17 protein-coding genes are annotated in these 24,988 nt (G+C 71.7%); 11 read left to right on the plus strand and 6 right to left on the minus strand.

Annotated features, from left to right (window positions below; all coding sequences use genetic code 11):
• The 5 genes from mtrB (at window position 1) to OG534_RS22480 (ending at window position 6,679) form a co-directional block, all read left to right on the plus strand.
• Window positions 1-1,968 carry an MtrAB system histidine kinase MtrB gene (gene mtrB / locus OG534_RS22460; protein WP_326590165.1) on the plus strand — a complete coding sequence of 656 codons (1,968 nt, stop codon included), beginning with the start codon at window positions 1-3 and terminating at the stop codon, window positions 1,966-1,968.
• Window positions 1,958-3,844: an LpqB family beta-propeller domain-containing protein gene (locus OG534_RS22465; protein WP_326590166.1), complete on the plus strand. Its 1,887-nt coding sequence runs from the start codon at window positions 1,958-1,960 to the stop codon at window positions 3,842-3,844. The genes mtrB and OG534_RS22465 overlap by 11 nt, the downstream gene beginning before the upstream one ends.
• Before the next feature lie 89 nt (window positions 3,845-3,933).
• Complete coding sequence (locus OG534_RS22470; RefSeq protein WP_326590168.1) at window positions 3,934-4,734, plus strand: ComF family protein; 801 nt, start codon at window positions 3,934-3,936, stop codon at window positions 4,732-4,734.
• Window positions 4,735-5,026: 292 nt separating this feature from the next.
• The gene (gene hpf / locus OG534_RS22475) at window positions 5,027-5,722 is read left to right on the plus strand and encodes a ribosome hibernation-promoting factor, HPF/YfiA family (protein WP_326590169.1); all 696 of its coding nucleotides are present in this window, start codon (window positions 5,027-5,029) and stop codon (window positions 5,720-5,722) included.
• A gap of 192 nt (window positions 5,723-5,914) precedes the next feature.
• The gene (locus OG534_RS22480; RefSeq protein WP_326590170.1) at window positions 5,915-6,679 is read left to right on the plus strand and encodes a response regulator transcription factor; all 765 of its coding nucleotides are present in this window, start codon (window positions 5,915-5,917) and stop codon (window positions 6,677-6,679) included.
• Window positions 6,680-6,690: 11 nt separating this feature from the next.
• On the opposite strand, the gene OG534_RS22485 is transcribed toward OG534_RS22480, so the two are convergent.
• Window positions 6,691-7,845: a winged helix-turn-helix domain-containing protein gene (locus OG534_RS22485; protein ID WP_326593762.1), complete on the minus strand. Its 1,155-nt coding sequence runs from the start codon at window positions 7,843-7,845 to the stop codon at window positions 6,691-6,693.
• 16 nt (window positions 7,846-7,861) lie between these two features.
• Entirely contained in the window at window positions 7,862-8,443 is a 582-nt protein-coding gene (locus tag OG534_RS22490) for a GNAT family N-acetyltransferase (RefSeq protein WP_326590171.1), read from the minus strand.
• 240 nt (window positions 8,444-8,683) lie between these two features.
• Between OG534_RS22490 and secA the strand changes: the two genes are divergently transcribed.
• Window positions 8,684-11,494 carry a preprotein translocase subunit SecA gene (gene secA / locus OG534_RS22495; RefSeq protein WP_326590174.1) on the plus strand — a complete coding sequence of 937 codons (2,811 nt, stop codon included), beginning with the start codon at window positions 8,684-8,686 and terminating at the stop codon, window positions 11,492-11,494.
• A gap of 407 nt (window positions 11,495-11,901) precedes the next feature.
• On the opposite strand, the gene OG534_RS22500 is transcribed toward secA, so the two are convergent.
• Window positions 11,902-12,348 (minus strand): Rv3235 family protein, encoded by a 447-nt coding sequence (locus OG534_RS22500; protein ID WP_326590175.1) that lies wholly within the window; start codon window positions 12,346-12,348, stop codon window positions 11,902-11,904.
• 301 nt (window positions 12,349-12,649) lie between these two features.
• Here OG534_RS22500 and OG534_RS22505 point away from each other — a divergent pair, with 301 nt between their 5' ends.
• From OG534_RS22505 to OG534_RS22515, 3 genes are all read left to right on the plus strand, one after another.
• Window positions 12,650-13,150 carry a DUF6912 family protein gene (locus OG534_RS22505; protein ID WP_326590177.1) on the plus strand — a complete coding sequence of 167 codons (501 nt, stop codon included), beginning with the start codon at window positions 12,650-12,652 and terminating at the stop codon, window positions 13,148-13,150.
• Window positions 13,147-13,833 carry an HAD family hydrolase gene (locus OG534_RS22510; RefSeq protein WP_326590179.1) on the plus strand — a complete coding sequence of 229 codons (687 nt, stop codon included), beginning with the start codon at window positions 13,147-13,149 and terminating at the stop codon, window positions 13,831-13,833. The genes OG534_RS22505 and OG534_RS22510 overlap by 4 nt, the downstream gene beginning before the upstream one ends.
• 367 nt (window positions 13,834-14,200) lie before the next feature.
• Window positions 14,201-19,168 (plus strand): NAD-glutamate dehydrogenase, encoded by a 4,968-nt coding sequence (locus OG534_RS22515; RefSeq protein ID WP_326590180.1) that lies wholly within the window; start codon window positions 14,201-14,203, stop codon window positions 19,166-19,168.
• A 297-nt stretch (window positions 19,169-19,465) separates the two neighbouring features.
• Here OG534_RS22515 and OG534_RS22520 read toward each other — a convergent pair whose 3' ends face one another.
• Window positions 19,466-20,254 carry an ABC transporter ATP-binding protein gene (locus OG534_RS22520; RefSeq protein ID WP_326590181.1) on the minus strand — a complete coding sequence of 263 codons (789 nt, stop codon included), beginning with the start codon at window positions 20,252-20,254 and terminating at the stop codon, window positions 19,466-19,468.
• Window positions 20,247-21,161: an ABC transporter permease gene (locus OG534_RS22525; RefSeq protein WP_326590183.1), complete on the minus strand. Its 915-nt coding sequence runs from the start codon at window positions 21,159-21,161 to the stop codon at window positions 20,247-20,249. Before OG534_RS22525 ends, OG534_RS22520 begins: the two co-directional genes overlap by 8 nt.
• 135 nt (window positions 21,162-21,296) lie before the next feature.
• Between OG534_RS22525 and OG534_RS22530 the strand changes: the two genes are divergently transcribed.
• Window positions 21,297-21,950, plus strand: coding sequence for a TetR/AcrR family transcriptional regulator (locus OG534_RS22530; RefSeq protein WP_326590185.1), 654 nt, complete (start codon window positions 21,297-21,299; stop codon window positions 21,948-21,950).
• On the plus strand, window positions 21,947-22,492 hold the full coding sequence (locus tag OG534_RS22535) for a hypothetical protein (RefSeq protein WP_326590187.1): 546 nt from the start codon (window positions 21,947-21,949) through the stop codon (window positions 22,490-22,492). Before OG534_RS22530 ends, OG534_RS22535 begins: the two co-directional genes overlap by 4 nt.
• A gap of 61 nt (window positions 22,493-22,553) precedes the next feature.
• Here the strand turns inward: OG534_RS22535 and OG534_RS22540 are convergent, their stop codons facing one another.
• Window positions 22,554-24,830, minus strand: coding sequence for a bifunctional glycosyltransferase/CDP-glycerol:glycerophosphate glycerophosphotransferase (locus OG534_RS22540; protein WP_326590189.1), 2,277 nt, complete (start codon window positions 24,828-24,830; stop codon window positions 22,554-22,556).
• Between the last annotated feature and the right edge of the window lie 158 nt (window positions 24,831-24,988).

Below are 24,988 nucleotides of genomic sequence, written 5' to 3' on the forward strand. Positions count from 1 at the left end.
GTGCAGTCCGGCACGTCCGGCGGGGACCGGCGCGGTTCCCGCTGGGGGAACCTGCGCGCCGGCCGGCTGCTCCGTGAGGGAGCGCCGGGCAGCTCCGTGCTGCGGCTGTGCGTACGCCTCGTACGCCGGCCGCTGCTTCCGGCTGTCCGGCTGTGGCGCCGCAACATCCAGCTCCGGGTCGTCGCCGCCACTCTGCTGATCTCGCTCGCCGTGGTCCTCGCGCTGGGCTTCGTCGTCATCGCCCAGGTCAGCAGGGGCCTCCTCGAAGCCAAGGAGGAGGCCGCGCAGAGCCAGGCCGCGGGAGGGTTCGCGGTCGCACAGGAGAAGGCCAACGCCCCCGCCACCGTGGACGGGCCCGACGCCATCGACAACAAGGTCGGCCGGGACGCAAGTACGTGGATGAACTCGCTGGTCAAGCAGTTGGCCAGTGGCGGCCAGACCGCCTTCGAGGTCGTCGTGCTCGGTGCGGGCACCGGTGAGCAGCCGCTGCCCGGCGCCCAGGGCGTCAAGGGCGCCCGCGCCTCCGGCAACGTGGACCCGACCGCGAGCGTCCCGCTGTCGCTGCGCCGGGCCGTCAACCACGCCACCGGCGCCTTCAAGACCTTCTCCGAGATCCGGTACACCAGCGGGGACGGGAAGAAGGCGCCCGAGCCCGCGCTGGTCATCGGCAAGCGGCTCTCGGACATCAACGGGGACCCGTACGACCTGTACTACCTCTTCCCGCTCACGCAGGAGGAGGAGTCCCTCAACCTGATCAAGGTCACCATCGTGACCGCCGGGCTGTTCGTCGTCGTCCTGCTCTGCGGCATCGCCTGGCTCGTCGTGCGCCAGGTCGTGACCCCCGTGCGGATGGCCGCCGGGATCGCCGAGCGGCTCTCGGCCGGCCGGCTCCAGGAGCGGATGAAGGTCACCGGCGAGGACGACATCGCGCGCCTCGGCGAGGCCTTCAACAAGATGGCGCAGAACCTCCAGCTCAAGATCCAGCAGCTGGAGGAGCTGTCCCGGATGCAGCGCCGTTTCGTCTCGGACGTCTCGCACGAGCTGCGCACCCCGCTGACGACGGTACGGATGGCGGCCGACGTCATCCACGACGCCCGGGTCGACTTCGACCCGATCACCGCGCGCTCCGCCGAGCTGCTCGCCGGGCAGCTCGACCGCTTCGAGTCGCTCCTCGCCGACCTGCTGGAGATCAGCCGGTTCGACGCGGGCGCGGCCGCCCTGGAGGCCGAGCCGATCGACCTGCGGGACGTCGTGCGCCGCGTCATCGACGCGGCCGAGCCGCTCGCCGAGCACAAGGGCACCCGCATCCGGGTCCTCGGGGACACCCAGCCGGTCATCGCCGAGGCGGACGCCCGGCGCGTGGAGCGGGTGCTGCGCAATCTGGTCGTCAACGCCGTGGAGCACGGCGAGGGCCGCGACGTGGTGGTCCGGCTGGCGTCCGCGGGCGGCGCCGTCGCCGTCGCCGTACGGGACTACGGCGTCGGGCTCAAGCCCGGCGAGGCCACCCGCGTCTTCAACCGCTTCTGGCGGGCCGACCCCGCGCGGGCGCGCACGACCGGCGGGACCGGCCTCGGCCTGTCCATCGCCGTCGAGGACGCCCGGCTGCACGGAGGCTGGCTGCAGGCCTGGGGCGAGCCGGGCGGCGGCTCGCAGTTCCGCCTGACCCTGCCGCGCACGGCCGACGAGCCGCTGCGGGGCTCGCCCATCCCGCTGGAACCCGAGGACTCCCGCGCCAACCGGGCCAGGGCCGCCACCGAGGCCGCGGGCCGGGCCGCCGCGGACCACCCGCCCGCGGACGCCGGTGACCGGTCGCCGATACCGCCGCGGTCGCCGGTCGGCGGAGCGCTGCCGGTGCCCGCCGACCCGACGGCCCTGCCGGGCAACGGGGCCCGTGTCGTGGCCCGACCCGCCGAGCAGGCACAACAGGCCGAGCAGGCACAACAGGAGGACCGAGCCGATGGACGCTGAGCCCGAGGACGCGCGCGCCGGGCGTGCGCGGGTACGGGGCCGGCGGTCGCGCACCGTACGGGCGTACGCCCTCGGCGCGGCCGGGCTGCTGCTCGCCGGCTGCGCGTCGATGCCCGACCACGGCGAGATCCGCCCGGTGCAGGCGTCGCAGGGCGTCGACTCCCAGGTCCGGGTGTTCGGTGTACCGCCCGCCGACAAGGCCAGCGCGGCCGACATCGTCGACGGCTTCCTGGAGGCGATGACCAGCGACGACCCGCAGCTGGAGACCGCCCGCAAGTACCTCACCGAGACCGCGGCGAAGGAGTGGAGGCCGGGCTCGGCCGTCACCGTGCTCTCCTCCGGCCTCAACCGGGTCTCGGTCCGCGGCGAGAAGGACCCCGACGGGCCCCGCTGGAAGGTGACCGGCAAGAAGCTCGCGACCGTGGACGAGCGCAGCGCCTACCAGCCGGAGACCGGCAACGGGCAGTACGAGGAGTTCCTCCAGCTCGTCCAGGACGAGGACAAGCAGTGGCGGATCTCGACCCCGCCCAGCGGCCTCGTGCTCAGCGAGTCGGACTTCCAGCGCATCTACATGCCGGTCAACAAGTACTACTTCGCGGGCGGCTCGCTCGTCGCCGACCCCGTCTACGTGCGCCAGCGCACCGACCCCGACTCGCGGATGGACCCGACCACGCAGACCGTGCAGTCGCTGCTCGCCGGGCCGTCCAGGTGGCTCGGTCCCGTCGTGGAGTCCAGCTTCCCCACCGGGACGGAACTGCGCGAGGGCACCAAGTCCCTTTCGTACGACGGCCAGAACACGCTGCGCGTGCCGCTCAACGACAAGGTCGAGAACGTCGCGCAGCCGCAGTGCAAGAAGATGGCGACCCAACTCCTGTACACGGTCAAGGACCTGACGGGCTCCCGGCTCGACCAGGTCGAAGTGCTGCGCTCCGACGGCAAGTCGTCGACCTCGCTGTGCTCGGTGACCGAGGTGAGCGCGGCCGCGATCGCGGGCCGGCCCAAGATCCCCGAGTTCCAGTACTTCGTCGACAACGACAAGCGCCTGGTCCGGATGAAGCTGGACACGGGCAGCGAGGACGAGCAGAACAGCCCCGACACGGTGCCGGGGCCGCTGACGACCCCTCCCGGGTTCAAGGTCAACTCGGCGGCGGTGTCGTACGACGAGCGGCGCGCGGCCGTGGTCTCCGACGACGGGCACGGACTGTACGTGGTGTCGCTGGTCGGCGGCGGGCCCATGCCGCAGCCGATGCTGCCGGGCCGGGGCGGCAAGACGGTCACGCTCACCGCGCCCAGCTGGGACGCGTCGGGCGACCTGTGGGTCGCGGAGCGCGACCCGCAGCACCTCGGGCTGTGGCGGGTGCCGGGAGGGGCCGGGACCGCCGAGAAGGTCCCGGTGGCCGGGCTCGACGGCAGGCGGATCGCCTCGCTGAAGGTGTCCTCCGACGGGGTGCGGATCGCGCTGCTCGTGGAGGAGGGCGCCCTGAAGAAGCTGTACACCGGGCGGATCGAACGGCCCGACGGCAAGGGCGACTCCTCGGCGGTGTCGGTGCGCGAGCTGCGCCCGGCCGCCCCGCAGATGGCGGACGTGACGGCGATGAGCTGGGCGCCGCACGGCCGGCTGCTCGTGGTGGGCCGGGAGAGCGGCGGTGTCCAGCAGGCCCGCTACATGCTGGCCGACGGCTCGATGGTCGCGGCGAGCCTGCCCGGGGCGACCGGGCTGTCCGCGGTCGCCGTCGCGGCCACGGAGGACGAGTCGAAGCCGAAGCCCGTGGTGGCGTACTCGGACGATGACGGGATCGTGTGGCTGCCGCCGGGGGCGCAGTGGCGCACGGTGACGGTGGCGGCCGGCGGCCGGGCTCCGGTCTACCCGGGCTGACCTGCCGCTGATGTACCCGGGCCGACCTGCCGCCGGGCGCGTCGTCCACAGGGGTGGCGGGCTCCGGTCGGGCCCGTCAGTGTGGAGTCGTGCGCGGGTGGTGGCAGGAGCTGGCCGGGCTCGTCCTGCCGGTCGACTGCGCCGGCTGCGGGGCGGTCCGCATGCTGGTGTGCGCCGACTGCGGGGGCGCGCTGAGCGGGGCCGGGGCGGGGCCCGTGCGCCCGTCTCCGCGGCCCGAGGGGCTGCCGGTGGTCCAGGCCGCCGCTGTCTACGAGGGGGCCGTACGGAGCCTCCTGCTGGCCCACAAGGAGCGCGGGGCGCTGCCGCTGGCCGGTGTGCTCGGCGCCGCCCTGGCGGCGGCCGTCGTGGCGCACGGGGCGTACGCGCCGGGGGCGACGGGCAGCACGGGGGGTGCGGGAAGTCCGGGGGCGCGGGACGTGGTGCTGGTGCCGGTCCCCTCGGCGCGACGGCAGGTCCGGGCGCGCGGGCACGATCCGGCGCGCAGGATCGCGCGGGCCGCCGCGGGGCGGCTGCGGTGGGCCGGTGTTCCCGCGCGCGTGGCCCCCGTACTGCGGCTGCGGCGGGCGGTGGCGGACCAGGCGGGGCTGGGTGCCCGGCAGCGCCGGGAGAACCTCGCGGGGGCGCTGGCGGTGTGCCGGGACGGGGCGCGGCTGACGGCCGGGGCCCGGCTCGTGCTGGTGGACGACCTGATCACCACGGGGGCGACGCTGGCGGAGGCGGCCCGGGCGGTGCGCGCCGCGGGCCTGGCCGGCGGCGCGGGGGACGTGCTGAGGGCCGCGGTGGTGGCCGCGCCGGCGGACTCCTTCGGGCCGGTTCCTTCGGGAGCGCAAGTGCTCACAACTCCCACAGAACAAAAATCTTGTGAATAGATTTGGAACTGGCGGGGAAGGCCCATCGTTGCAGGTAGTGCGAGGGAACAGCCAAGTGACTGGAAGTACATTCCGGTAGCGGGTGCCGACAACCGTCATAGAGGGATATGTTCGGTTGTAAGGAACTCAGGAGGCTGTCTCTCGACTCCGAAGTCGGTGGGGTTTAGATCTTGCCGATGGGGGAGGAGGAGGTGAAGTCGCCAAGTCCGAGGCTCCGGCCTTCACCGGAGTCTGGTGCGAAAGGGAGACGCTTCGCCCCGTCGGGCGGAGCCATCCGGGAACGGAGTTCTGCGTGGACATCGTCGTCAAGGGCCGCAAGACCGAGGTGCCCGAGCGGTTCCGCAAGCACGTGGCCGAGAAGCTGAATCCGGAGCGGATCAAGAAGCTCGACGCCAAGGTGATCAGCTTGGACGTCGAGGTGTCCAAGGAGCACAACCCGCGCCAGGCCGACCGTTCCGACCGCGTGGAGATCACCCTGCATTCACGGGGCCCCGTCATCCGTGCCGAGGCAGCAGCCGCCGACCCGTACGCGGCACTGGACCTGGCTCAGGACAAGCTGGAGGCCCGGCTGCGCAAGCAGCACGACAAGCGCTACACCCGCAGGGGCGCGGGCCGGATCTCGGCGGCCGAGGTCGCCGACGTCGTGCCGGGCATCGCGTCGCTGAACGGCAGCGGCCAGCCGGTCACCGAGGAGAAGACGGGCGGGGTCCCGATCACCCGGATCGGATCCCTCGAAGTGCAGGGCGAAGGCCCGCTCATCGTCCGCGAGAAGACCCACTCGGCCGCACCCATGTCGCTCGACCAGGCCCTGTACGAGATGGAACTGGTCGGCCACGACTTCTATCTTTTCGTCGATTCCGAGACGAAATTGCCCAGCGTTGTCTACCGGCGTCACGCATACGACTACGGCGTCATCCACGTGAACCCCGACGGTGCCTCCAGCTCGGAGGAGCCGCGAGGCGGCGCCGGCGGCGCGCTCGGCGGCTGAGCACACTCTTCGTTGCCCTCGCGGGGCCGCTCCGGCGCCTCCGCGGGGGCACCTGCATGACGCGTATCCGCCAGGAGGGTCACCGGCATTCCCCCGCGCCGTGGCGCGGGCATGGAATCATGGCGGGCAGTCAACCGGCTCCTGTGGGGGTCCGGTTGGCCCAGCAGCTCAGCACATGCAGGGGGAGGAACGATGGCGGACAGCTTCGGGCCGGTGCGCGGGGAAGACGGCGCAGGCTGCCGCGGGGCGGACCCGTCGGCCGATCCCGCGGGGACTTCGGCGGGGGAACCGGCCGGGGAACCCATCCGGGTGCTCGTGGTCGACGACCACGCACTGTTCCGGCGGGGACTGGAGATCGTCCTCGCGCAGGAGGAGGACATCCAGGTCGTCGGCGAGGCCGGGGACGGCGCGGAGGCGGTGGACAAGGCCGCCGACCTGCTGCCCGACATCGTGCTGATGGACGTGCGGATGCCGCGGCGCGGCGGGATCGAGGCGTGCACCTCGATCAAGGAGGTGGCCCCCTCCGCGAAGATCATCATGCTGACGATCAGCGACGAGGAGGCCGACCTCTACGACGCGATCAAGGCGGGCGCGACCGGGTACCTCCTGAAGGAGATCTCGACGGACGAGGTGGCCACGGCGATCCGGGCGGTGGCGGACGGCCAGTCGCAGATCAGCCCGTCGATGGCGTCGAAGCTCCTCACCGAGTTCAAGTCGATGATCCAGCGCACCGACGAGCGGAGGCTGGTGCCGGCGCCCCGGCTGACGGACCGGGAGCTGGAGGTCCTGAAACTGGTGGCCACCGGCATGAACAACCGCGACATCGCCAAGGAGTTGTTCATCTCCGAGAACACCGTGAAGAACCACGTGCGCAACATCCTGGAGAAGCTGCAGCTGCACTCCAGGATGGAGGCCGTGGTCTACGCGATGCGCGAGAAGATCCTCGAAATCCGCTAGCCGGCCGGCCGCTAGAGGGCGGCCAGTTCCGCCGCGACGGCCGCCGCCTCCGCGGGCGAACTCGCGCGCTCGATCCGTACGTCCTCGCAGCCGACCCACTCCGCCGCCTCCCGCAGGGCCTGCGCCATCGGGCCGGCGGCCTTCGGGGAGGCCAGGGAGAGCTGCCGGGCGACCAGCGTGCGGCCCTCGCGGGCCGGGTCGACGCGGCCCTGGAGCCGGCCGCCCGCCAGCAGCGGCATCGCGAAGTACCCGTGTATCCGCTTCGGCTTGGGGACGTACGCCTCCAGGCGGTGCGTGAAGCCGAAGATCCGCTCCGTGCGGGGGCGGTCCCAGACCAGGGAGTCGAACGGGGAGAGCAGCGTCGTGCGGTGGCGGCCCCGGGGGTCCGTCGCGAGCGCCGACGGGTCCGCCCAGGCGGGCTTGGACCAGCCCTCCACCTCGACCGGGACCAGCCCGGAATCCGCGACCACCGCGTCGAACTGCTCCCCCTTGAGGCGGTGGTAGTCCGCGATGTCGGCGCGGGTGCCGACTCCCAGGGACCGGCCGGCCAGGGCGACCAGGCGGCGCACGCACTCGCGGTCGTCCAGGTCGTCGTGGAGCAGCGCGTCGGGCACGGCCCGCTCGGGGAGGTCGTAGACCCGCTTCCAGCCGCGGCGCTCGCTGCAGACCACCTCGCCGGTGTCGAGGAGCCACTCCACCGCGATCTTGGTCTCGGACCACTCGAACCACTCGCCGCCGTTCTTGGCGCCGCCCAGTTCGGTGGCGGTCAGCGGGCCGTCGGACTTCAGCCGGTCCAGGACCGCCCGCGTCGAGAGCTCCTTGTCCCGCAGGACGTGCCAGCGGTGGCTGCGCGCCCGGTTGGCCCGGCGGCGGAAGGCGAAATGCGGCCATTCCTCGATGGGGAGGATGCAGGCCGCGTGCGACCAGTACTCGAAGGCGTGCCGCTCGGTCCAGTAGGCCTGCTCCACGGTGTCCCGGCCGACCGCGCCGAGGCGCGCGTACGGGATCAGCTCGTGCGAGCGGGCCAGCACCGAGATGGTGTCCAGCTGCACGGCGCCCAGGTGGCGCAGGACCCCGCGGACCCCGCCGCGTCGGTCGGGGGCCCCGAGGAAGCCCTGCGCGCGCAGGGCGATCCGGCGGGCCTCGTCGGCGGACAGCGAGAGCATCGTCATGGTGCGGAGCTTAGGACGCGCCACTGACAGCGGGCAGGTACGGCAGTCGCGAGGGCAGGCCGAGGTCGGAGGCGAGCAGGGAGCCGACCCGGCAGTCGCGCAGGGTGCCGCGGTGGGTGATCCCGGCGCGCAGGATTCCCTCGATCCGGAAGCCGGCCTTCTCCGCGACGGCCCGGGAGGGCCCGTTGGCCACGTCGGCCCGCCACTCCACGCGTCCGGCGCCGAGCTCGGTGAACGCCCAGCGGGCGGCGGCGCCGACGGCCTCGGTCATGTAGCCGCGGCCCCGGTGCTCCTTCGCCGTCCAGTAGCCGATCTCGAAGACGGCCTCGCCGCGCGGGTGCACGCCCAGGGCCGCCACCAGCGGACCCTCGGCCCCGAGCCGGATCACGAAGCTGTACGCGGTGTCCTCGCGCCAGCCGGCCGGCACGATCTCGTTCACCCAGCTGTGCGCGTGCGCGCGCTCGTAGGGGGAGGGGACCTCGGTCCACCGCTGGATCTCCGGGTCCTGGGCGGCGGCGTACACCTCGTCCTCGTCGGAGGGGGCGAACGGTCTCAGCACGAGGCGCTCTGTGGTCAGTGTGGTGGGCTCCATGAACGGATTCTGCTGCCGTCGCGGTGTCCGGGGCGAACACTTTTCGGGAATCCCCCCGGGCGGTGCGGCACCTTCGGCGGCCCCCGTACGTTCTCAATCCGGGCACCCGTGCCCTCACGGGAACGGCGGACCTCCCGACGTGGCCACGTCCTCGCTTACGATGGCCGTTGCGGTGGGGCCCACCTGCCGTGCCCGTGTACGTACAGTGCCCAGGCCCGACCGGCAAGGAGACAAACCTCGGTGTCCGTCTTCAACAAGCTCATGCGTGCAGGCGAAGGCAAGATCCTGCGCAAACTGCACCGCATCGCGGACCAGGTCAACTCCATCGAAGAGGACTTCGTCAACCTCTCCGACGCCGAGTTGCGGGCGCTCACGGACGAGTACAAGCAGCGTTTCCAGGACGGCGAGAGCCTGGACGACCTGCTGCCCGAGGCCTTCGCGACCACGCGCGAGGCCGCCAAGCGCGTCCTCGGCCAGCGTCACTACGACGTCCAGATCATGGGCGGCGCGGCGCTGCACCTCGGCTACGTCGCCGAGATGAAGACCGGTGAGGGCAAGACCCTCGTCGGCACCCTGCCCGCGTACCTGAACGCGCTGTCCGGCAAGGGCGTCCACCTGATCACGGTGAACGACTACCTCGCCGAGCGCGACTCCGAGCTGATGGGCCGGGTGCACAAGTTCCTCGGCCTGGAGGTCGGCTGCATCCTCGCGAACATGTCGCCGGCGCAGCGCCGCGAGCAGTACAGCTGCGACATCACCTACGGCACGAACAACGAGTTCGGCTTCGACTACCTGCGCGACAACATGGCCTGGTCGCAGGACGAGCTCGTCCAGCGCGGCCACAACTTCGCCGTGGTCGACGAGGTCGACTCGATCCTGGTCGACGAGGCCCGTACCCCGCTGATCATCTCCGGCCCCGCCGATCAGGCCACGAAGTGGTACGGCGACTTCGCGAAGCTGGTGACCCGCCTGACCAAGGGCGAGGCCGGCCAGCCGCTGAAGGGCATCGAGGAGACCGGCGACTACGAGGTCGACGAGAAGAAGCGCACCGTCGCCATCCACGAGACCGGTGTCGCCAAGGTCGAGGACTGGCTCGGCATCGAAAACCTCTACGAGTCGGTGAACACCCCGCTCGTCGGTTACCTCAACAACGCGATCAAGGCCAAGGAGCTCTTCAAGGCCGACAAGGACTACGTCGTCATCGACGGCGAAGTCATGATCGTCGACGAGCACACCGGCCGTATCCTCGCCGGCCGCCGCTACAACGAGGGCATGCACCAGGCGATCGAGGCGAAGGAAGGGGTGGACATCAAGGACGAGAACCAGACCCTCGCCACGATCACCCTGCAGAACTTCTTCCGCCTCTACTCGAAGCTGTCGGGCATGACCGGTACGGCCATGACCGAGGCCGCCGAGTTCCACCAGATCTACAAGCTCGGCGTCGTCCCGATCCCGACCAACCGCGACATGGTCCGCAAGGACCAGCCGGACCTGATCTACCGGACCGAGGTCGCGAAGTTCGCCGCCGTCGTCGACGACATCGCGGAGAAGCACGAGAAGGGCCAGCCGATCCTCGTCGGTACGACGTCGGTCGAGAAGTCCGAGTACCTCTCCCAGCAGCTCTCCAAGCGCGGCATCCCGCACGAGGTGCTCAACGCCAAGCAGCACGACCGTGAGGCGACGATCGTCGCCCAGGCCGGCCGCCGCGGCGCGGTCACCGTCGCCACGAACATGGCCGGCCGCGGTACCGACATCAAGCTCGGCGGCAACCCGGACGACCTCGCCGAGGCCGAGCTGCGCCAGCAGGGCCTGGACCCGGAGGAGCACATCGAGGAGTGGGCGCACGCCCTCCCCGCGGCGCTCACCCGGGCCGAGGCCGCGGTGAAGACGGAGTTCGAGGAGGTCAAGGACCTCGGCGGGCTGTACGTGCTGGGCACCGAGCGCCACGAGTCGCGGCGTATCGACAACCAGCTGCGCGGCCGCTCCGGCCGACAGGGCGACCCGGGCGAGTCCCGCTTCTACCTGTCGCTGGGCGACGACCTGATGCGCCTGTTCAAGGCGCAGATGGTCGAGCGCGTCATGGCGATGGCCAACGTCCCCGACGACGTGCCGATCGAGAACAAGATGGTGACGCGCGCGATCGCGTCCGCCCAGTCGCAGGTCGAGACCCAGAACTTCGAGACGCGCAAGAACGTCCTGAAGTACGACGAGGTCCTCAACAGCCAGCGCGAGGTCATCTACGGCGAGCGCCGCCGCGTCCTGGAGGGCGAGGACCTCCAGGAGCAGGTCCGCTTCATGATGGACGACACGATCGACGCGTACATCGCGGCCGAGACGGTCGAGGGCTTCGCCGAGGAGTGGGACCTGGAGCGGCTGTGGAACGCCTTCCGGCAGCTCTACCCGGTGAAGGTCACCATCGAGGAGCTCGAAGAGGCCGCGGGTGACCGTGCGGGCATCACCGCCGAGTTCATCGCGGAGTCCGTCAAGGACGACATCCACGAGCAGTACGAGACGCGTGAGAAGACGCTCGGCTCCGAGATCATGCGTGAGCTGGAGCGGCGCGTGGTCCTGTCGGTGCTCGACCGCAAGTGGCGCGAGCACCTGTACGAGATGGACTACCTGCAGGAGGGCATCGGCCTGCGGGCGATGGCCCAGAAGGACCCGCTGGTCGAGTACCAGCGCGAGGGCTTCGACATGTTCAACGCCATGCAGGACGGCATCAAGGAGGAGTCCGTCGGCTACCTGTTCAACCTGGAGGTCCAGGTCGAGCAGCAGGTCGAGGAGGTTCTGGTGCAGGATGCGGCGCCGTCCCTGACGAAGGCGCCGGCCGCGGCGGGCGCGGGTGCGCGGCCGGAGATCCGGGCGAAGGGGCTGGACGCTCCGCAGCGTCCGGACCGGCTGCACTTCTCGGCTCCTACGGTCGACGGGGAGGGCGGCGTGGTCGAGGGCGACTTCGAGAGCGATGTCGCCTCCGGCGAGGGGGACGGGATGACGCGGGCCGAGCGGCGCAAGGCGCAGAAGGCTGCCGGCGGGCGTCGCCGTAAGAAGTAGCCCCGCTGGGGCTGGGCGTTTGCTGTCGGCCGGGGCCGGACACCGTGGGTGGTGTCCGGCCCCGGCCGTGTTTTTGTGCGTGCCGTGCGTGGTGCGTGCGTGGCGGGTGGGGTGCGGCGCCGTTGCGGGGGCGCTGCCCCCGGGCCCCCGCGCCTCAAACGCCGGCGGGGCTGGATTGGCGGGGCTGAAGGATCGGGGCTCCGCCCCTTGCCCCGCGCCTCAAACGCCGGCGGGGCTGGATTGGCGGGGCTGAAGGATCGGGGCTCCGCCCCTTGCCCCGCGCCTCAAACGCCGGCGGGGCTGGATTGGCGGGGCTGAAGGATCGGGGCTCCGCCCCCTGCCCCGCGCCTCAAACGCCGGCGGGGCTGGATTGGCGGGGCTGGGCTGGATTGCCGGGCTGGAAGGGGTTACGGGCGGGGGCCCTGGATTTCTACTGCTGCGCAGCGCCAGCGGAGGTCTGGGCCCTGTTCCAGGCGGAAGGCCATGGCCGTCAGGCGGTCGCCTGTGGCGATGCGGGCGAAGGCTTCGATGACTCCCGGGCCGGGGGTGAAGCGGCCGCACTGGCGGATGACCGGGCGCAGGCGGTCGCGCAGGGGGTCCGCGGGGGCCAGGGTGACCAGCTGCTGGTAGGCGGGGCCGACGGTGTGCCCCAGGAGCGAGTGGACCGGGCGCAGGCCGCTGACCACCGCCAGGAGGCGTTCGGCGAACCAGTGGTGCGGGCCGAGCCGCAGGGTGCGCGGGGGTCCGGCCGGGCGCCGCGGGTCGCGCCGGCCGGCGGGCCGGGTCCGGGTCCGGCCTCCGGGCCGGCGCCGGTTCCCGTCGTTGCCGATCGTGCCGCGCGTCGTGGTGTCCATCGCGATCTGCCCCCGAAAGTCCGGGCCCGGAGCGGTACCGGGCGGTAACTTGATGGGGATCTTCTACGGTTGCCCACCACGCTCCGCAACCACGCCCGAGGCCCGGCCGCCCCGCGGCCCGGTTCACCTATCCGAGTGCGCGGCGGCCCCTCCGCGGCCGGTGGCGGGGCGCGGAAGGGGACCGGGGTGGACGGCCGGCGGCCGCGGCCGCGCAGCCCGATGGGGGACGGAGTCCCTCACCCGGCCGGCCCCCTGCGAGTCGTATCCTGGGGGCGTTTCCGACTACTGAAAGCAGCCGGCCATGCGCGTGTACGTCCCCCTGACCCTCCCCGGGCTCGCCGAGGTGCACAAGGCGGGTGAGCTGGGCCCCGCCCCGCTGCGGGCGTACGCCGTCACCCCCGGGCTCCGCGAGTGGTACGTGTCGGACGACATCGAGGAGCTGGAGTACGCGGCCCTGAACCGCGCCGCGGCCGCCTCCCTGCGCCTGCTCGCCGCGGACGCGGCCGCGCCGCGCCGGCGCGTCGTCGTCGCCCTCGACGTCGACGACAAGGCGGCCACCGCCACCCCCGGCGTCGACGAGGCCACCCTCGGCCAGGTGAGCCTCGGCGCCGCCGTGCGGCTCTCCGTGGCCGCCGCCGTGCACGTGGATGCCGATGACGCCGACGAGGACGTGGACGCCGCCGTACGGGCCCTGGACGCCGCCGACGGCGGGGACACGGACGCGCAGTTCGTCGTCGACGGCGCCGAGGACCACGAGCTGCTGTGGTTCGGGGTCCAGGAGATTCCGGGGCTGCTGAAGTGACCCAGCCGACGACCGAAGCGAACCGTCCGAACCACATCGTCTGGGACTGGAACGGCACGCTCCTCCACGACATCGACGCCGTCATCACCGCGACCAACGCCTCCTTCGCCGAGCTCGGTTTCGCGCCGATCACACTGGAGACCTACCGCGACCTGTACGTCGTGCCGGTGCCGAAGTTCTACGAGCGCCTGATGGGGCGGCTGCCCACCGACGAGGAGTGGGTGGTCATGGACGAGGCCTTCCACCGGCACTACTGGGCCGCCGCCGCGGGCGCCGCGCTCGCCGAGGGCGCCCGGGAGCTGCTCCAGGAGTGGCAGCGGGACGGGCTGACCCAGTCCCTGCTGTCCCTCGCGCCCCACGAGAAGCTCGTACCGCTGGTGGAGGCGCACGGCATCGACCGGCACTTCCTGCGCGTCGACGGGCGGGTCGGGCCCTCCCACACCTCCAAGGCGGGACACCTCGTACGTCACCTGGCCGCCCTGGACGGGACGGGCGTGACGGCAGGCCGTACGGTCCTCATCGGAGACGCCGTGGACGACGCCCTCGCCGCCGCCCACGTCGGTGCGCGGGCGGTCCTCTACACGGGCGGTTCGCACAGCCGCAGCAGTCTGGAATCAGCCGGTGTACCCGTCGTGGACACCCTGGCAGAGGCCGTACGAACAGCTCGTGAGCTGGCCGAATAGCGACTGGACAGGCCGCTGCACGACCGCCCGGCCGTGTCGCTGGCCAGAGTGTCAAAGTTCCACCCCAAGATTTGTACAGATGCAGCGAATGACGACCTGGGGGTAGGTCGGGATAGCCTGGTACCCGTGATCAGCGCGATAGTCATCGGGGGCACTGGAGCCTCCGGCCTGCGCCCGGCGCACGACCGTGCCCGGGCCTTCGCTGATCCCCGCCACCGGGACCTCAGGCCGATCATGGCTCATTCCCTCCCGGTCGGCTCTCTCGACGGCATAGCGTCGATCCCGAACGGACACCCCGCCTCGCGGCGCTATGTCATTCCTTCCTTCACCTACGTCACGCAATGGCGCGCGACAGGAGCCAGAGGACATGCAGACCAAGCTGGACGAAGCAAAGGCCGAGCTGCTCACACGGGCGGCCCGGGTAGCTGAGCACAGCCCGGCCGGGGGGCTACTTCCGTCTGGGTCCGAGCGGGGAGGGCGTCCAGACCAGGACGCGGTGCTTTCCTATCTCCAGCGCTACTACCTGCACACGGCGCCCGAGGACCTCACGGACCGGGACCCGGACGACGTGTTCGGCGCCGCGCTCTCGCACTACCGGCTGGCCGAGAACCGGCCGCAGGGCACCGCGAACGTACGCGTGCACACCCCCACGGTGGAGGAGAACGGCTGGACCTCCAGCCACTCCGTCGTCGAGGTGGTCACCGACGACATGCCCTTCCTCGTGGACTCCGTGACGAACGAGCTGTCCCGCCAGGGCCGCGGCATCCACGTCGTGATCCACCCGCAGGTCGTCGTCCGCCGTGACATCACCGGCAAGCTGATCGAGATCCTCGGTCCCGACTGCGACGCGCACGGCCCCGCGACCGAGCGCCCCCACGACTGCCTCGTCGAGTCCTGGATCCACGTCGAGATGGACCGCGAGACCGACCGCGCCGACCTCAAGCAGATCACCGTCGACCTGCAGCGCGTCCTGTCCGACGTACGGGAGTCCGTCGAGGACTGGGAGAAGATGCGCGACGCCGCGCTGCGCATCGCCGAGGGCCTGCCCGACGAGCCCACCGCTCCCGACCTGCGCGAGTACGAGCTCGAAGAGGCCCGCGAGCTGCTGCGCTGGCTCGCCGACGACCACTTCACCTTCCTCGGCTACCGCGAGTACAACCTCGTCGACGGCGACGCCCTGTCCGCCGTGCCCGGCACCGGCCTCGGCATCCTGCGATCCGACCCGCACCACAGCGGCAAGGAGGACGGCCACCCGGTCTCGCCGTCCTTCAACCGGCTGCCGGCCGACGCCCGCGCCAAGGCCCGCGAGCACCGCCTGCTGGTGCTGACCAAGGCCAACAGCCGCTCCACCGTGCACCGCCCCTCGTACCTCGACTACGTGGGCGTCAAGAAGTTCGACGCCGACGGCAACGTCGTCGGCGAGCGCCGCTTCCTCGGCCTGTTCTCCTCCGCCGCGTACACCGAGTCCGTGCGCCGCGTGCCGGTCATCCGCCGCAAGGTCGCCGAGGTCCTGGAGCGGGCCGGCTTCTCGCCGGCCAGCCACGACGGCCGCGACCTGACGCAGATCCTGGAGACCTACCCGCGCGACGAGCTGTTCCAGACGCCCGTCGACCAGCTCCAGACCATCGTCACCTCGGTCCTGTACCTCCAGGAGCGCCGCCGGCTGCGGCTGTACCTGCGCCAGGACGAGTACGGCCGCTACTACTCGGCGCTCGTCTACCTGCCGCGCGACCGGTTCACCACCGGCGTCCGGCTGCGCCTGATGGACATCCTGAGGGAGGAGCTCGGCGGCACCAGCGTCGACTTCACCGCCTGGAACACCGAGTCGATCCTCTCCCGGATCCACTTCGTCATCCGCGTCCCGCAGGGCACCGAGCTGCCCGTCCTGACCGACTCCGACGTCGAGCGCCTCGAGGCCCGCCTCGTCGAGGCCGCCCGTTCCTGGGCCGACGGCTTCCAGGAAGCGCTGATCGCCGAGTGCGGCGAGGAGCGCGCCGCCGAGCTGCTGCGCCGCTACGGCACCTCCTTCGCCGAGGGCTACAAGGCCGACCACTCGCCGCGCGCCGCGGTCGCCGACCTGCTCCACCTGGAGCGGCTCGCCGCCAGCGACCGCGAGTTCGCGCTCTCGCTGTACGAGCCCGTCGGCGCGGGCCCCGGCGAGCGCCGGTTCAAGATCTTCCGGGCCGGTGACCAGGTCTCGCTCTCCGCGGTCCTGCCGGTGCTGCAGCGCCTCGGCGTCGAGGTCACCGACGAGCGTCCGTACGAGCTGCGCCGCTCCGACCGGGTCAGCGCGTGGATCTACGACTTCGGCCTGCGGCTGCCCGTCTCCTCCGGGAACGGCGACGTCTACCTCGGCGACGACGCCCGCGAGCGCTTCCAGGACGCCTTCGCCGCGGTCTGGCAGGGCGACGCGGAGAACGACAACTTCAACGCCCTGGTGCTGAGCGCCGGGCTGACCTGGCGGCAGGCCGTCGTCCTGCGCGCGTACGCCAAGTACATGCGCCAGGCCGGCTCCACCTTCAGCCAGGACTACATGGAGGACACCCTCCGCAACAACGTCCACACCACCCGGCTGCTGGTCTCGCTCTTCGAGGCCCGGATGGCGCCCGTCCGCCAGACGGCCGGCAGCGAGCTCGTGGACGCCATGATGGAGGAGCTCGACGGGGCCCTGGACCAGGTCGCCTCGCTCGACGAGGACCGCATCCTGCGGGCCTTCCTCACGCTCATCAAGGCCACCCTGCGCACGAACTTCTTCCAGCTCAACGACAAGGGCGAGCAGCACGCCTACGTGTCGATGAAGTTCGACCCGCAGGCCATCCCGGACCTGCCGGCCCCGCGTCCGGCCTTCGAGATCTGGGTGTACTCCCCGCGCGTCGAGGGCGTCCACCTGCGCTTCGGCAAGGTCGCCCGAGGTGGCCTGCGCTGGTCCGACCGCCGTGAGGACTTCCGTACGGAGATCCTCGGCCTGGTCAAGGCGCAGATGGTCAAGAACACCGTCATCGTGCCGGTCGGCGCCAAGGGCGGCTTCGTCGCCAAGAACCTGCCCGACCCGTCGGTGGACCGCGACGCCTGGCTCGCCGAGGGCATCGCCTCGTACAAGATCTTCATCTCGGCGCTGCTCGACATCACCGACAACATGGTCGCCGGCGAGGTCCTGCCGCCGAAGGGCGTGGTCCGCCACGACGAGGACGACACCTACCTCGTCGTCGCCGCAGACAAGGGCACCGCGACCTTCTCCGACATCGCCAACGGCGTGGCGGAGGCCTACGGCTTCTGGCTCGGCGACGCCTTCGCGTCGGGCGGCTCGGCCGGCTACGACCACAAGGGCATGGGCATCACCGCCCGCGGCGCGTGGGAGTCCGTCAAGCGGCACTTCCGCGAGCTCGGCCACGACACCCAGACCCAGGACTTCACCGTCGTCGGCGTCGGCGACATGTCCGGCGACGTCTTCGGCAACGGCATGCTGCTCTCCGAGCACATCCGCCTGGTCGCGGCCTTCGACCACCGGCACATCTTCATCGACCCGACCCCGGACGCGGCCACCTCGTACGCCGAGCGCCGCCGCCTGTTCGAGCTGCCGCGCTCCTCCTGGGCCGACTACGACACCTCGCTGCTCTCCGCGGGCGGCGGCATCCACCCGCGTGCCGCGAAGTCCATCCCGGTCAACGCGCACGTCCGCGAGGCCCTCGGGATCGAGGCGGGCGTCACCAAGATGACCCCGGCCGACCTGATGAAGGCGATCCTCCAGTCCCCGGTGGACCTGCTGTGGAACGGCGGCATCGGTACGTACGTCAAGGCGACGGCCGAGACGCACGCCGACGTCGGCGACAAGGCCAATGACGCCATCCGCGTCAACGGCTCCGACGTGCGGGCGAAGGTCATCGGCGAGGGCGGCAACCTGGGTCTGACCCAGCTCGGCCGGATCGAGTTCGCCCACAGCGGTGCGGGCGGCAGCGGCGGCAAGGTCAACACCGACGCGATCGACAACAGCGCGGGCGTGGACACCTCGGACCACGAGGTGAACATCAAGATCCTGCTCAACGCGGTCGTCACGGACGGCGACATGACCGTCAAGCAGCGCAACAAGCTGCTCGCCCAGATGACCGACGAGGTCGGCCACCTGGTGCTGCGCAACAACTACGCGCAGAACACCGCGCTCGCCAACGGCGCGGCCCAGGCCCCCAGCCTGCTCCACGCCCAGCAGCGCTACATGCGCCGCCTGGAGGGCGCCGGGCTGCTGGACCGCGGGCTGGAGTTCCTGCCCACCGACCGGCAGATCCGCGAGCTGCTGGGCAGCGGCAGGGGCCTGACCCAGCCGGAGCTGGCCGTGCTGTTCGCCTACACCAAGATCACGGTGGCGGACGAGCTCATCGCCACCGGGCTGCCGGACGACCCGTACCTGCGCCGCCTGCTCTTCGCGTACTTCCCGGCCGCCCTGGGCGACAAGTTCGCCGAGCAGATCGACGCGCACGCGCTGCGCCGCGAGATCATCACGACCATCCTGGTCAACGACACCGTCAACACCGGTGGTTCGACCTTCCTGCACCGTCTGCGCGAGGAGAGCGGGGCCTCCACGGAGGAGATCGTCCGGGCGCAGCTCGCGGCCCGCGAGATCTTCGGCCTGGCCGATGTCTGGGACGCGGTGGAGGCGCTCGACAACAAGGTCGCGGCCGACGTCCAGACCCGGGTGCGGCTGCACTCGCGTCGCCTGGTCGAGCGTGCCACCCGCTGGCTGCTGAACAACCGGCCGCAGCCGCTCCAGATCACCGAGACCATCGCCATCTTCGAGGAGCGCGTGGGCCTGGTCTGGGCGGAGGTGCCGAAGCTGGTGCGCGGCGCCGACCTGGAGTGGTACCAGTCGATCGTGGACGAGCTGACCGGCGAGGGCGTCCCGGAGGAACTGGCCGCCAAGGTGGCCGGCTTCTCCTCCGCCTTCCCGACGCTCGACATCGTCGCGATCGCCGACCGCACCGGTGTCGACCCGCTGGACGTCGCCGAGGTCTACTACGACCTCGCCGACCGCCTGGACATCACCCAGCTGATGGACCGGATCATCGAGCTGCCGCGGGCCGACCGCTGGCAGTCCATGGCCCGCGCCTCCATCCGCGAGGACCTGTTCGCGGCGCACGCGGCGCTGACCGCCGACGTGCTGTCGGTGGGCAACGGCAGCTCGACTCCCGAGGAGCGCTTCAGGGCGTGGGAGGAGAAGAACACGGCGATCATCGGGCGTGCGCGGACGACCCTGGACGAGATCCGGGGCTCGGACGACTTCGACCTGGCGAACCTGTCGGTGGCGATGCGGACGATGCGGTCGCTGCTGCGCACGCACAGCTGATCGGCGGGGTGTACCGAACGGGCCGGGCCCGGGACCTTGTGGTCCCGGGCCCGGCCCGTTGTGGGTGTGGGTGTGGGTGTGAGCGTGGGTGTGCCGGGTGCGGCGCCGTTGCGGGGGCTCTGCCCCCGGGCCCCCGCGCCTCAAACGCCGGCGGGGCTGGATTGGCCGGGCTGAAAGAGCGGGGCTCCGCCCCGGACCCCGCGCCTCAAACGCCGGCGGGGCTGGAGTGGGCCGGCGGGGCTGGAGTGGGCCGGCCGGGCTGGAGTGGGCCGGCCGGGCTGGGGTGGGTCGGCGGGGCTATTTTTTGGCCGTGGTGAAGGCCTCGTACGCGGCGCAGACCTCGTCGGACGGGCCGTCCATGCGCAGGGTGCCCGACTCCAGCCAGATCGCGCGGTCGCAGGTGTCGCGGACCGTGTTGATGCCGTGGCTGACCAGGAAGACGGTGCCGGCGCGCTCGCGGAGTTCCTCGATGCGGGCCTGGCTGCGGCGCTGGAAGGCGGCGTCGCCGGTGGCCAGCGCCTCGTCGATCATCAGGACGTCGTGGTCCTTGGCGGCGGCGATGGAGAACCGCAGGCGGGCGCCCATGCCCGAGGAGTACGTCCGCATGGGCAGGGAGATGAAGTCGTCCTTCTCGTTGATGCCGGAGAAGTCGACGATGCCCTGGTAGCGCTCGCGGATCTGCTGCCTGGACATGCCCATCGCGAGGCCGCCGAGGACGACGTTGCGCTCGCCGGTCAGATCGTTCATCAGGGCGGCGTTGACGCCCAGCAGGGAGGGCTGGCCGTGGGAGTAGATCCTGCCCCGGGCCACCGGCTGGAGGCCGGCGATGGCTTTGAGCAGGGTGGACTTGCCGGAGCCGTTGGAGCCGATCAGGCCGATGGCCTCGCCCTCGTACGCGGTGAAGGTGACGCCCTTGACGGCGTGCACCTCGGTCATGCCGGGGGCCTGCCCGCGGGAGAACAGGCGGCTGAGCGCCGCGGTGGCGCCGCCCTTGCGGCCGCCGCCGTTCACCTTGTAGACGACGTGGACGCCGTCCGCGATCACGGTGGGCACACGGGTGCCGGTTTTCGTCGCGGTCTCAGCCACGGCCGTACTCCTCTTCTGCCTTCCAGAACCAGATGAAGCCGCCGACGCCGGCGAGCAGGGCCCAGCCGATGGCGATCGGCCACACGTGGTGCGGGAGCGAGTGCGCGTCGAAGCTGTCGATCAGCGCGAAGCGCATCAGGTCGATGTAGACGGCCGCCGGGTTGGCCTTGAGCATCAGCAGCACCCAGTGCGGCAGGTGGTCCGTCTTGAGCATCTGGTCGATGGACCACATGACGCCCGAGGAGTACATCCAGGTGCGCAGGACGAACGGCATCAGCTGGCTGACGTCCGGGCTCTTGCTGCCGATGCGCGCCATGATCATGGCGCAGCCGCCGGCGAAGACGGCCATCAGCAGGAGGACGGGGACGGCCAGCAGCCAGGACAGGGCGGGCGTCTGGCCGAAGGCGAGCAGCAGGACGACCAGGGCGCCCATGGTGACGAGCAGCTGCTGGAAGAGCTGGACGACGCTCGAGATGGGCAGGCTCGCGCGGGGGAAGTGCAGGGCGCGGACCAGGCCGAGGTTGCTGTGGACGGCGCGGGTGCCGGCGTTGACGGAGCTGCCGATGAAGTCCCAGACGAAGACGCCGGTGATCAGGAAGGGGACGTAGTCCGGCACGTCGTGGCTGGCCTTCATCACGATGCCGAAGATGAAGTAGTAGACGGCCGCGTTGAGCAGCGGGGTCACCAGGTGCCAGACCTGGCCGAGCTTGGCCGTGCTGTACGTGGCCTGCATGCGGGCCGTCGCGTACGCGGTCACGAAGTGGCGGCGGGCCCAGAGCTCCGCGATGTAGCGGGGGAGCGTGGGGCGGGCGCCGCTGAGGGTGAGGCCGTGGGCGGCGGCCAGATCCGCGAGGTCCGCGGAGGTCGCGGTCGCGGGCGCGGTTTCGGGTGCGGTCGCGGTCGTCACAGGGGTCGCTTTCGACGGGTCGGGACGTCGGCGCTGACGATGGGACGGTCCCGTATCGTCGCTACGGCGAGGTTAGGGCGCGCAGCGACGGAACGCAACCGTATCGTCGTGACGATGCCCGGATATGCTCTGCCCATGACCACGGACCCTGCCGCCTCCACTCCATCCCCCACCCCCGCTCCCGCTCCCGCCCGCCGCGCCCCCGCCGGGGCAGCCGTCCTGCGCGAGGACGTGACCGAGGCGATCCGCAACGCGGTGGTGGAGGAACTGGCCGCGGTCGGGTTCTCGAAGATGTCCATCGAGGGCATCGCCCGGCGGGCCGGGGTCGGCAAGACCGCGGTGTACCGGCGCTGGAAGTCGAAGCTGCACCTGGTGCTCGACCTGGTCGGAGCCTTCGCGGTGGACGGCCTGCCGGTACCGGCGACGGGCTCGCTGTACGGCGACGTACGGGCCCTGCTGGAGGTCATGTCCCACGTACTGCGCCACCCCGTGGCCTCGGCGGTGATCCCGGACCTCCTGGTGGAGGCGGCACGGAACCCGGAGATCGCGGACGCGGTACGCGGCGCCCTGCTCGACGGCCAGCACAGGATGGCGCAGGGCATCCTCGCGGACGCGGTCGCCCGCGGCGAACTCCCGGCGGGCATCAGCCCGGATCACGCCCTCGACCTGCTGATCGGCCCGCTCTACTGGCGCCAGGTCGTCGTCCGCGACGCGGTGACGGCCGCCCAACTGGACACCCTGGCCCGCCAGGTGGTGGCGGGCCTGAAGGCAGGCTCTTCCCCGGCGTGATCAAACGTCATGGCGGTGCGTTCTCGGGTGCCGGCAAGGCCGGTGGGCCGGCGACGGTGACCCTCGCGGCGAGGCTCGAAAGGGCCGACTGGGTCGGCTCGTTCGACCGGACCCGTTCGCGCGTCGCGCTCATGCGCGAGTTCCTGCGGCGCTCAGCGTTGTGGGCCGGGGCGACCGGTTCCACGGAGTGGCCGTTCTTCGACATCGCCGGGCGCATCGATCCTTCGGCGCGGATCGATGACGAGTTGGTGAAGAGCATCGCGGAGAAGATCGGGCTGCAACAGCCGGTCGTTCTGGACACCCTCAAGTGGGCCCTGAACTTCGCGGTCCTCTCGGACACCCGCACCGGCCTCCCGGACCTGCCGTCACCTTTCGAGCCGCTCATACTGATGTTCGAACGTGGCGGGACTTTCAGCCTTGACGGGTCCGGCCACATCGAGGTGGACATGGCGGCCATTGCCAGAGGGACCGTGGAACAGGCGCTGGTGCGAGCCCCGCTCGATCTGGACGGGACGATTCTGGACGCGCTCGACGCGGGCTGAGCGCGGTGGCCGGCCCGGGGGCCGTCGGAGTGCGGACCCCGGGGAGGTCGAATCTGATCCCCTACGGCCACGGGCTCGATGTCAGCGGGGCCAGCGTCGGCTCCGGGTCCGGGGCAGTGGCAACAGGAGCCGCCGGGGTCGGGTGGCGGTCCTCCAGGGGGAGGATGGCCGGGATCGGGGTGGGCTGGGCCAGGAAGACGCGGCGCACCACCCGTTCCGCCGCGTGGCCGTCGTCGTACGAGCAGAAGCGCGCGCGGAACGCCGCCCGCAGCTGGGCGGAGCGCGAGCCCTGCCAGTGGCCCGTGGTGAAGATGTCCACCAGCTCGTCCTGGGTCCGGGCGATCGCGCCCGGCGGGCACGACCGCAGGTCGAAGTACGTGCCGCGGGCCGCCTCGTACGCCTCCCAGTCGTCCGCGTGGATCACGATCGGCCGGTCCAGCGCCGCGTAGTCGAACATCAGGGACGAGTAGTCCGTGACGAGGGCGTCGGAGGCGAGGCAGAGTTCCTCCACCGAGGGGTGGGAGGAGACGTCCAGGAGGCGCGGGTGCGGCTCCCACGAGGGGGCGGTGTCCGCGTACGTGAGGTGCGTGCGGGTCAGCAGCGTGAAGCGCGGGCCGAGGTCGCGCAGGACCCGCTCGAAGTCCAGGTGGTCCGGCCTGCTGCGCCGGTAGTCGCGGTGGGTGGGGGCGTACAGGATCGCCGTCGAGCCCGCCGGGATGCCCAGGCGCTCGCGCAGTTCGAGGACGTCCGCCTGGGTGGCCCGGTGGAAGACGTCGTTGCGCGGGTAGCCGTATTCGAGGGTGGTGTAGGCGGAGGGGACGGCCTTCTCCCAGACCAGCGTGGAGTGCCGGTTCGCGGACAGCAGGTAGTCCCACTGGTCGGCGCCGCGCAGCAGGCCCGCGAAGTCCGTGGTCGGGGTGGCCGCCGGCCGGTCCTGCAGGTCGAGGCCGACGCGCTTGAGCGGGGTGCCGTGCTGGGTCTGGAGCAGGATCTGGCCCGGCCGCTTGACCAGGGAGCGGTCGAAGTTGACGTTCGTCACCAGGTACGTGGCCCGGGCCAGGGCGGTCCAGTACGCGGCCGAGCCCGGCCGCAGCGCCGCCGTCTCCCGGGGGAGCGTCGAGGCGTGCGCCGGGTCGCAGATCCAGGCCGTCCGCATCCGCGGCGCCAGTTCCCGCAGCTTGGCCTCGATCGCCGCCGGGTTGCAGGCGTAACCGCCGTGCCAGTACGCGGAGAAGACCGCCAGCCCCGGGCGCAGGGGGAGGAGGCGCTGGATCCGGTAGTGCGCGCGCAGGCCCGTTTCGCGCAGCCCCCGCCACAGGGCCGAGGCCGTGCGGCCCAGCGCCAGCCCGGCCGCGCGCAGCGCCGACAGGAGCCGGTACGTGCGCCGGGTGCCCAGCCGCATCAGGGTGTGCCGGGCCCGGTCGGTCCGCGACAGGGGCAGCGGCAGGGCGCTGCGGCCGCCCGGGGCCCGGTAGCGGCGCAGCAGGGCGGAGGCCCGGCCGAAGAACTCGGCCCGGCCGGCGCGCGGGAGGCGGCGCGGGTCGGCGTACAGGGCGCAGAAGTGCTCGGCCATCCGGCGGTGCACGGCCGGGCGCCAGCGCTCCAGCTCGGGGCGGCCCGCGAGGTAGCCGAAGACCCGGTCGTACTGGTCGAAGATGTCGAGGTGGCGGCGGCTGGAGGTGGTCACGATCGAGCCGGTGCGCCGCTGGCGGTAGTGGACGCAGACCCGGTCCAGGACGGCGACGGACTCCGCGGCCAGCAGCGCCGGGTAGGTCCAGGGGGTGTCCTCGTAGAAGCCGGGCGGGAACGCGAGGCCCTCGCGCTCCACGTACTCGCGGCGGTACGCCTTGTTCCACACGACCATCAGCATGGCGAGCAGGGCCGGGCGGTCGGCGAGCCGGAAGCTGGCCGGGCCCTCCTCGGACAGCCGGTGCGCGAGGCGGTTGCGCACCAGTTCGCCCGACCAGAAGGCGCGCGCGTAGTCGTAGACCAGGACGTCGGGGGAGCCGGTGGCCTTCAGCCGGTCGGTGATGGCCTGGAGGGCGCCGGGGGCGAGGGTGTCGTCGCCGTCGAGGAAGAGCAGGTAGTCGCCGGTGGCCCGGGCCAGGCCCGCGTTGCGGGCCGGGCCCAGTCCCAGGTTGTGCGCCAGGTGCACGGCGGTCACCCGGGGGTCCCGCGCCGCGTACTCGTCGATGATCGAACCGCAGGCGTCCGGGGAGGCGTCGTCGACCGCGATCAGCTCCAGGTCCGGGTACGACTGCGCCAGGACCGAGTCCAGACTCTCCTGGAGGTAGGCCTGGACCTTGTACGCGGGCACGATGACGCTGAACCGGGGCACGGCACATCCAGGGGTCGGCGCGGGCATATGGCCCAGGAACCCCCGGCGTGGCGATCGGGTTACGCAGCGTGTGGCATTCGGGTTACGCAGCGTCAACGGCGCACGTCGGCCGTGGCATGTCGGCCGGCGTGCGCCTGCCGGGGGCGCGCCGGCCGGGT

Source organism: Streptomyces sp. NBC_01294, assembly GCF_035917235.1.
GTDB classification, from domain to species: domain Bacteria; phylum Actinomycetota; class Actinomycetes; order Streptomycetales; family Streptomycetaceae; genus Streptomyces; species Streptomyces caledonius.

Bases quoted from the DNA above. Each gene is read 5' to 3' on its own strand.
- OG534_RS22465 (WP_326590166.1), top strand. From the start codon at position 1,958: ATGGACGCTGAGCCCGAGGACGCGCGCGCCGGGCGTGCGCGGGTACGG.
- OG534_RS22480 (WP_326590170.1), top strand. From the start codon at position 5,915: ATGGCGGACAGCTTCGGGCCGGTGCGCGGGGAAGACGGCGCAGGCTGC.
- OG534_RS22485 (WP_326593762.1), bottom strand. From the start codon at position 7,845: ATGCTCTCGCTGTCCGCCGACGAGGCCCGCCGGATCGCCCTGCGCGCG.
- OG534_RS22490 (WP_326590171.1), bottom strand. From the start codon at position 8,443: ATGGAGCCCACCACACTGACCACAGAGCGCCTCGTGCTGAGACCGTTC.
- OG534_RS22500 (WP_326590175.1), bottom strand. From the start codon at position 12,348: ATGGACACCACGACGCGCGGCACGATCGGCAACGACGGGAACCGGCGC.
- OG534_RS22505 (WP_326590177.1), top strand. From the start codon at position 12,650: ATGCGCGTGTACGTCCCCCTGACCCTCCCCGGGCTCGCCGAGGTGCAC.
- OG534_RS22515 (WP_326590180.1), top strand. From the start codon at position 14,201: ATGCAGACCAAGCTGGACGAAGCAAAGGCCGAGCTGCTCACACGGGCG.
- OG534_RS22530 (WP_326590185.1), top strand. From the start codon at position 21,297: ATGACCACGGACCCTGCCGCCTCCACTCCATCCCCCACCCCCGCTCCC.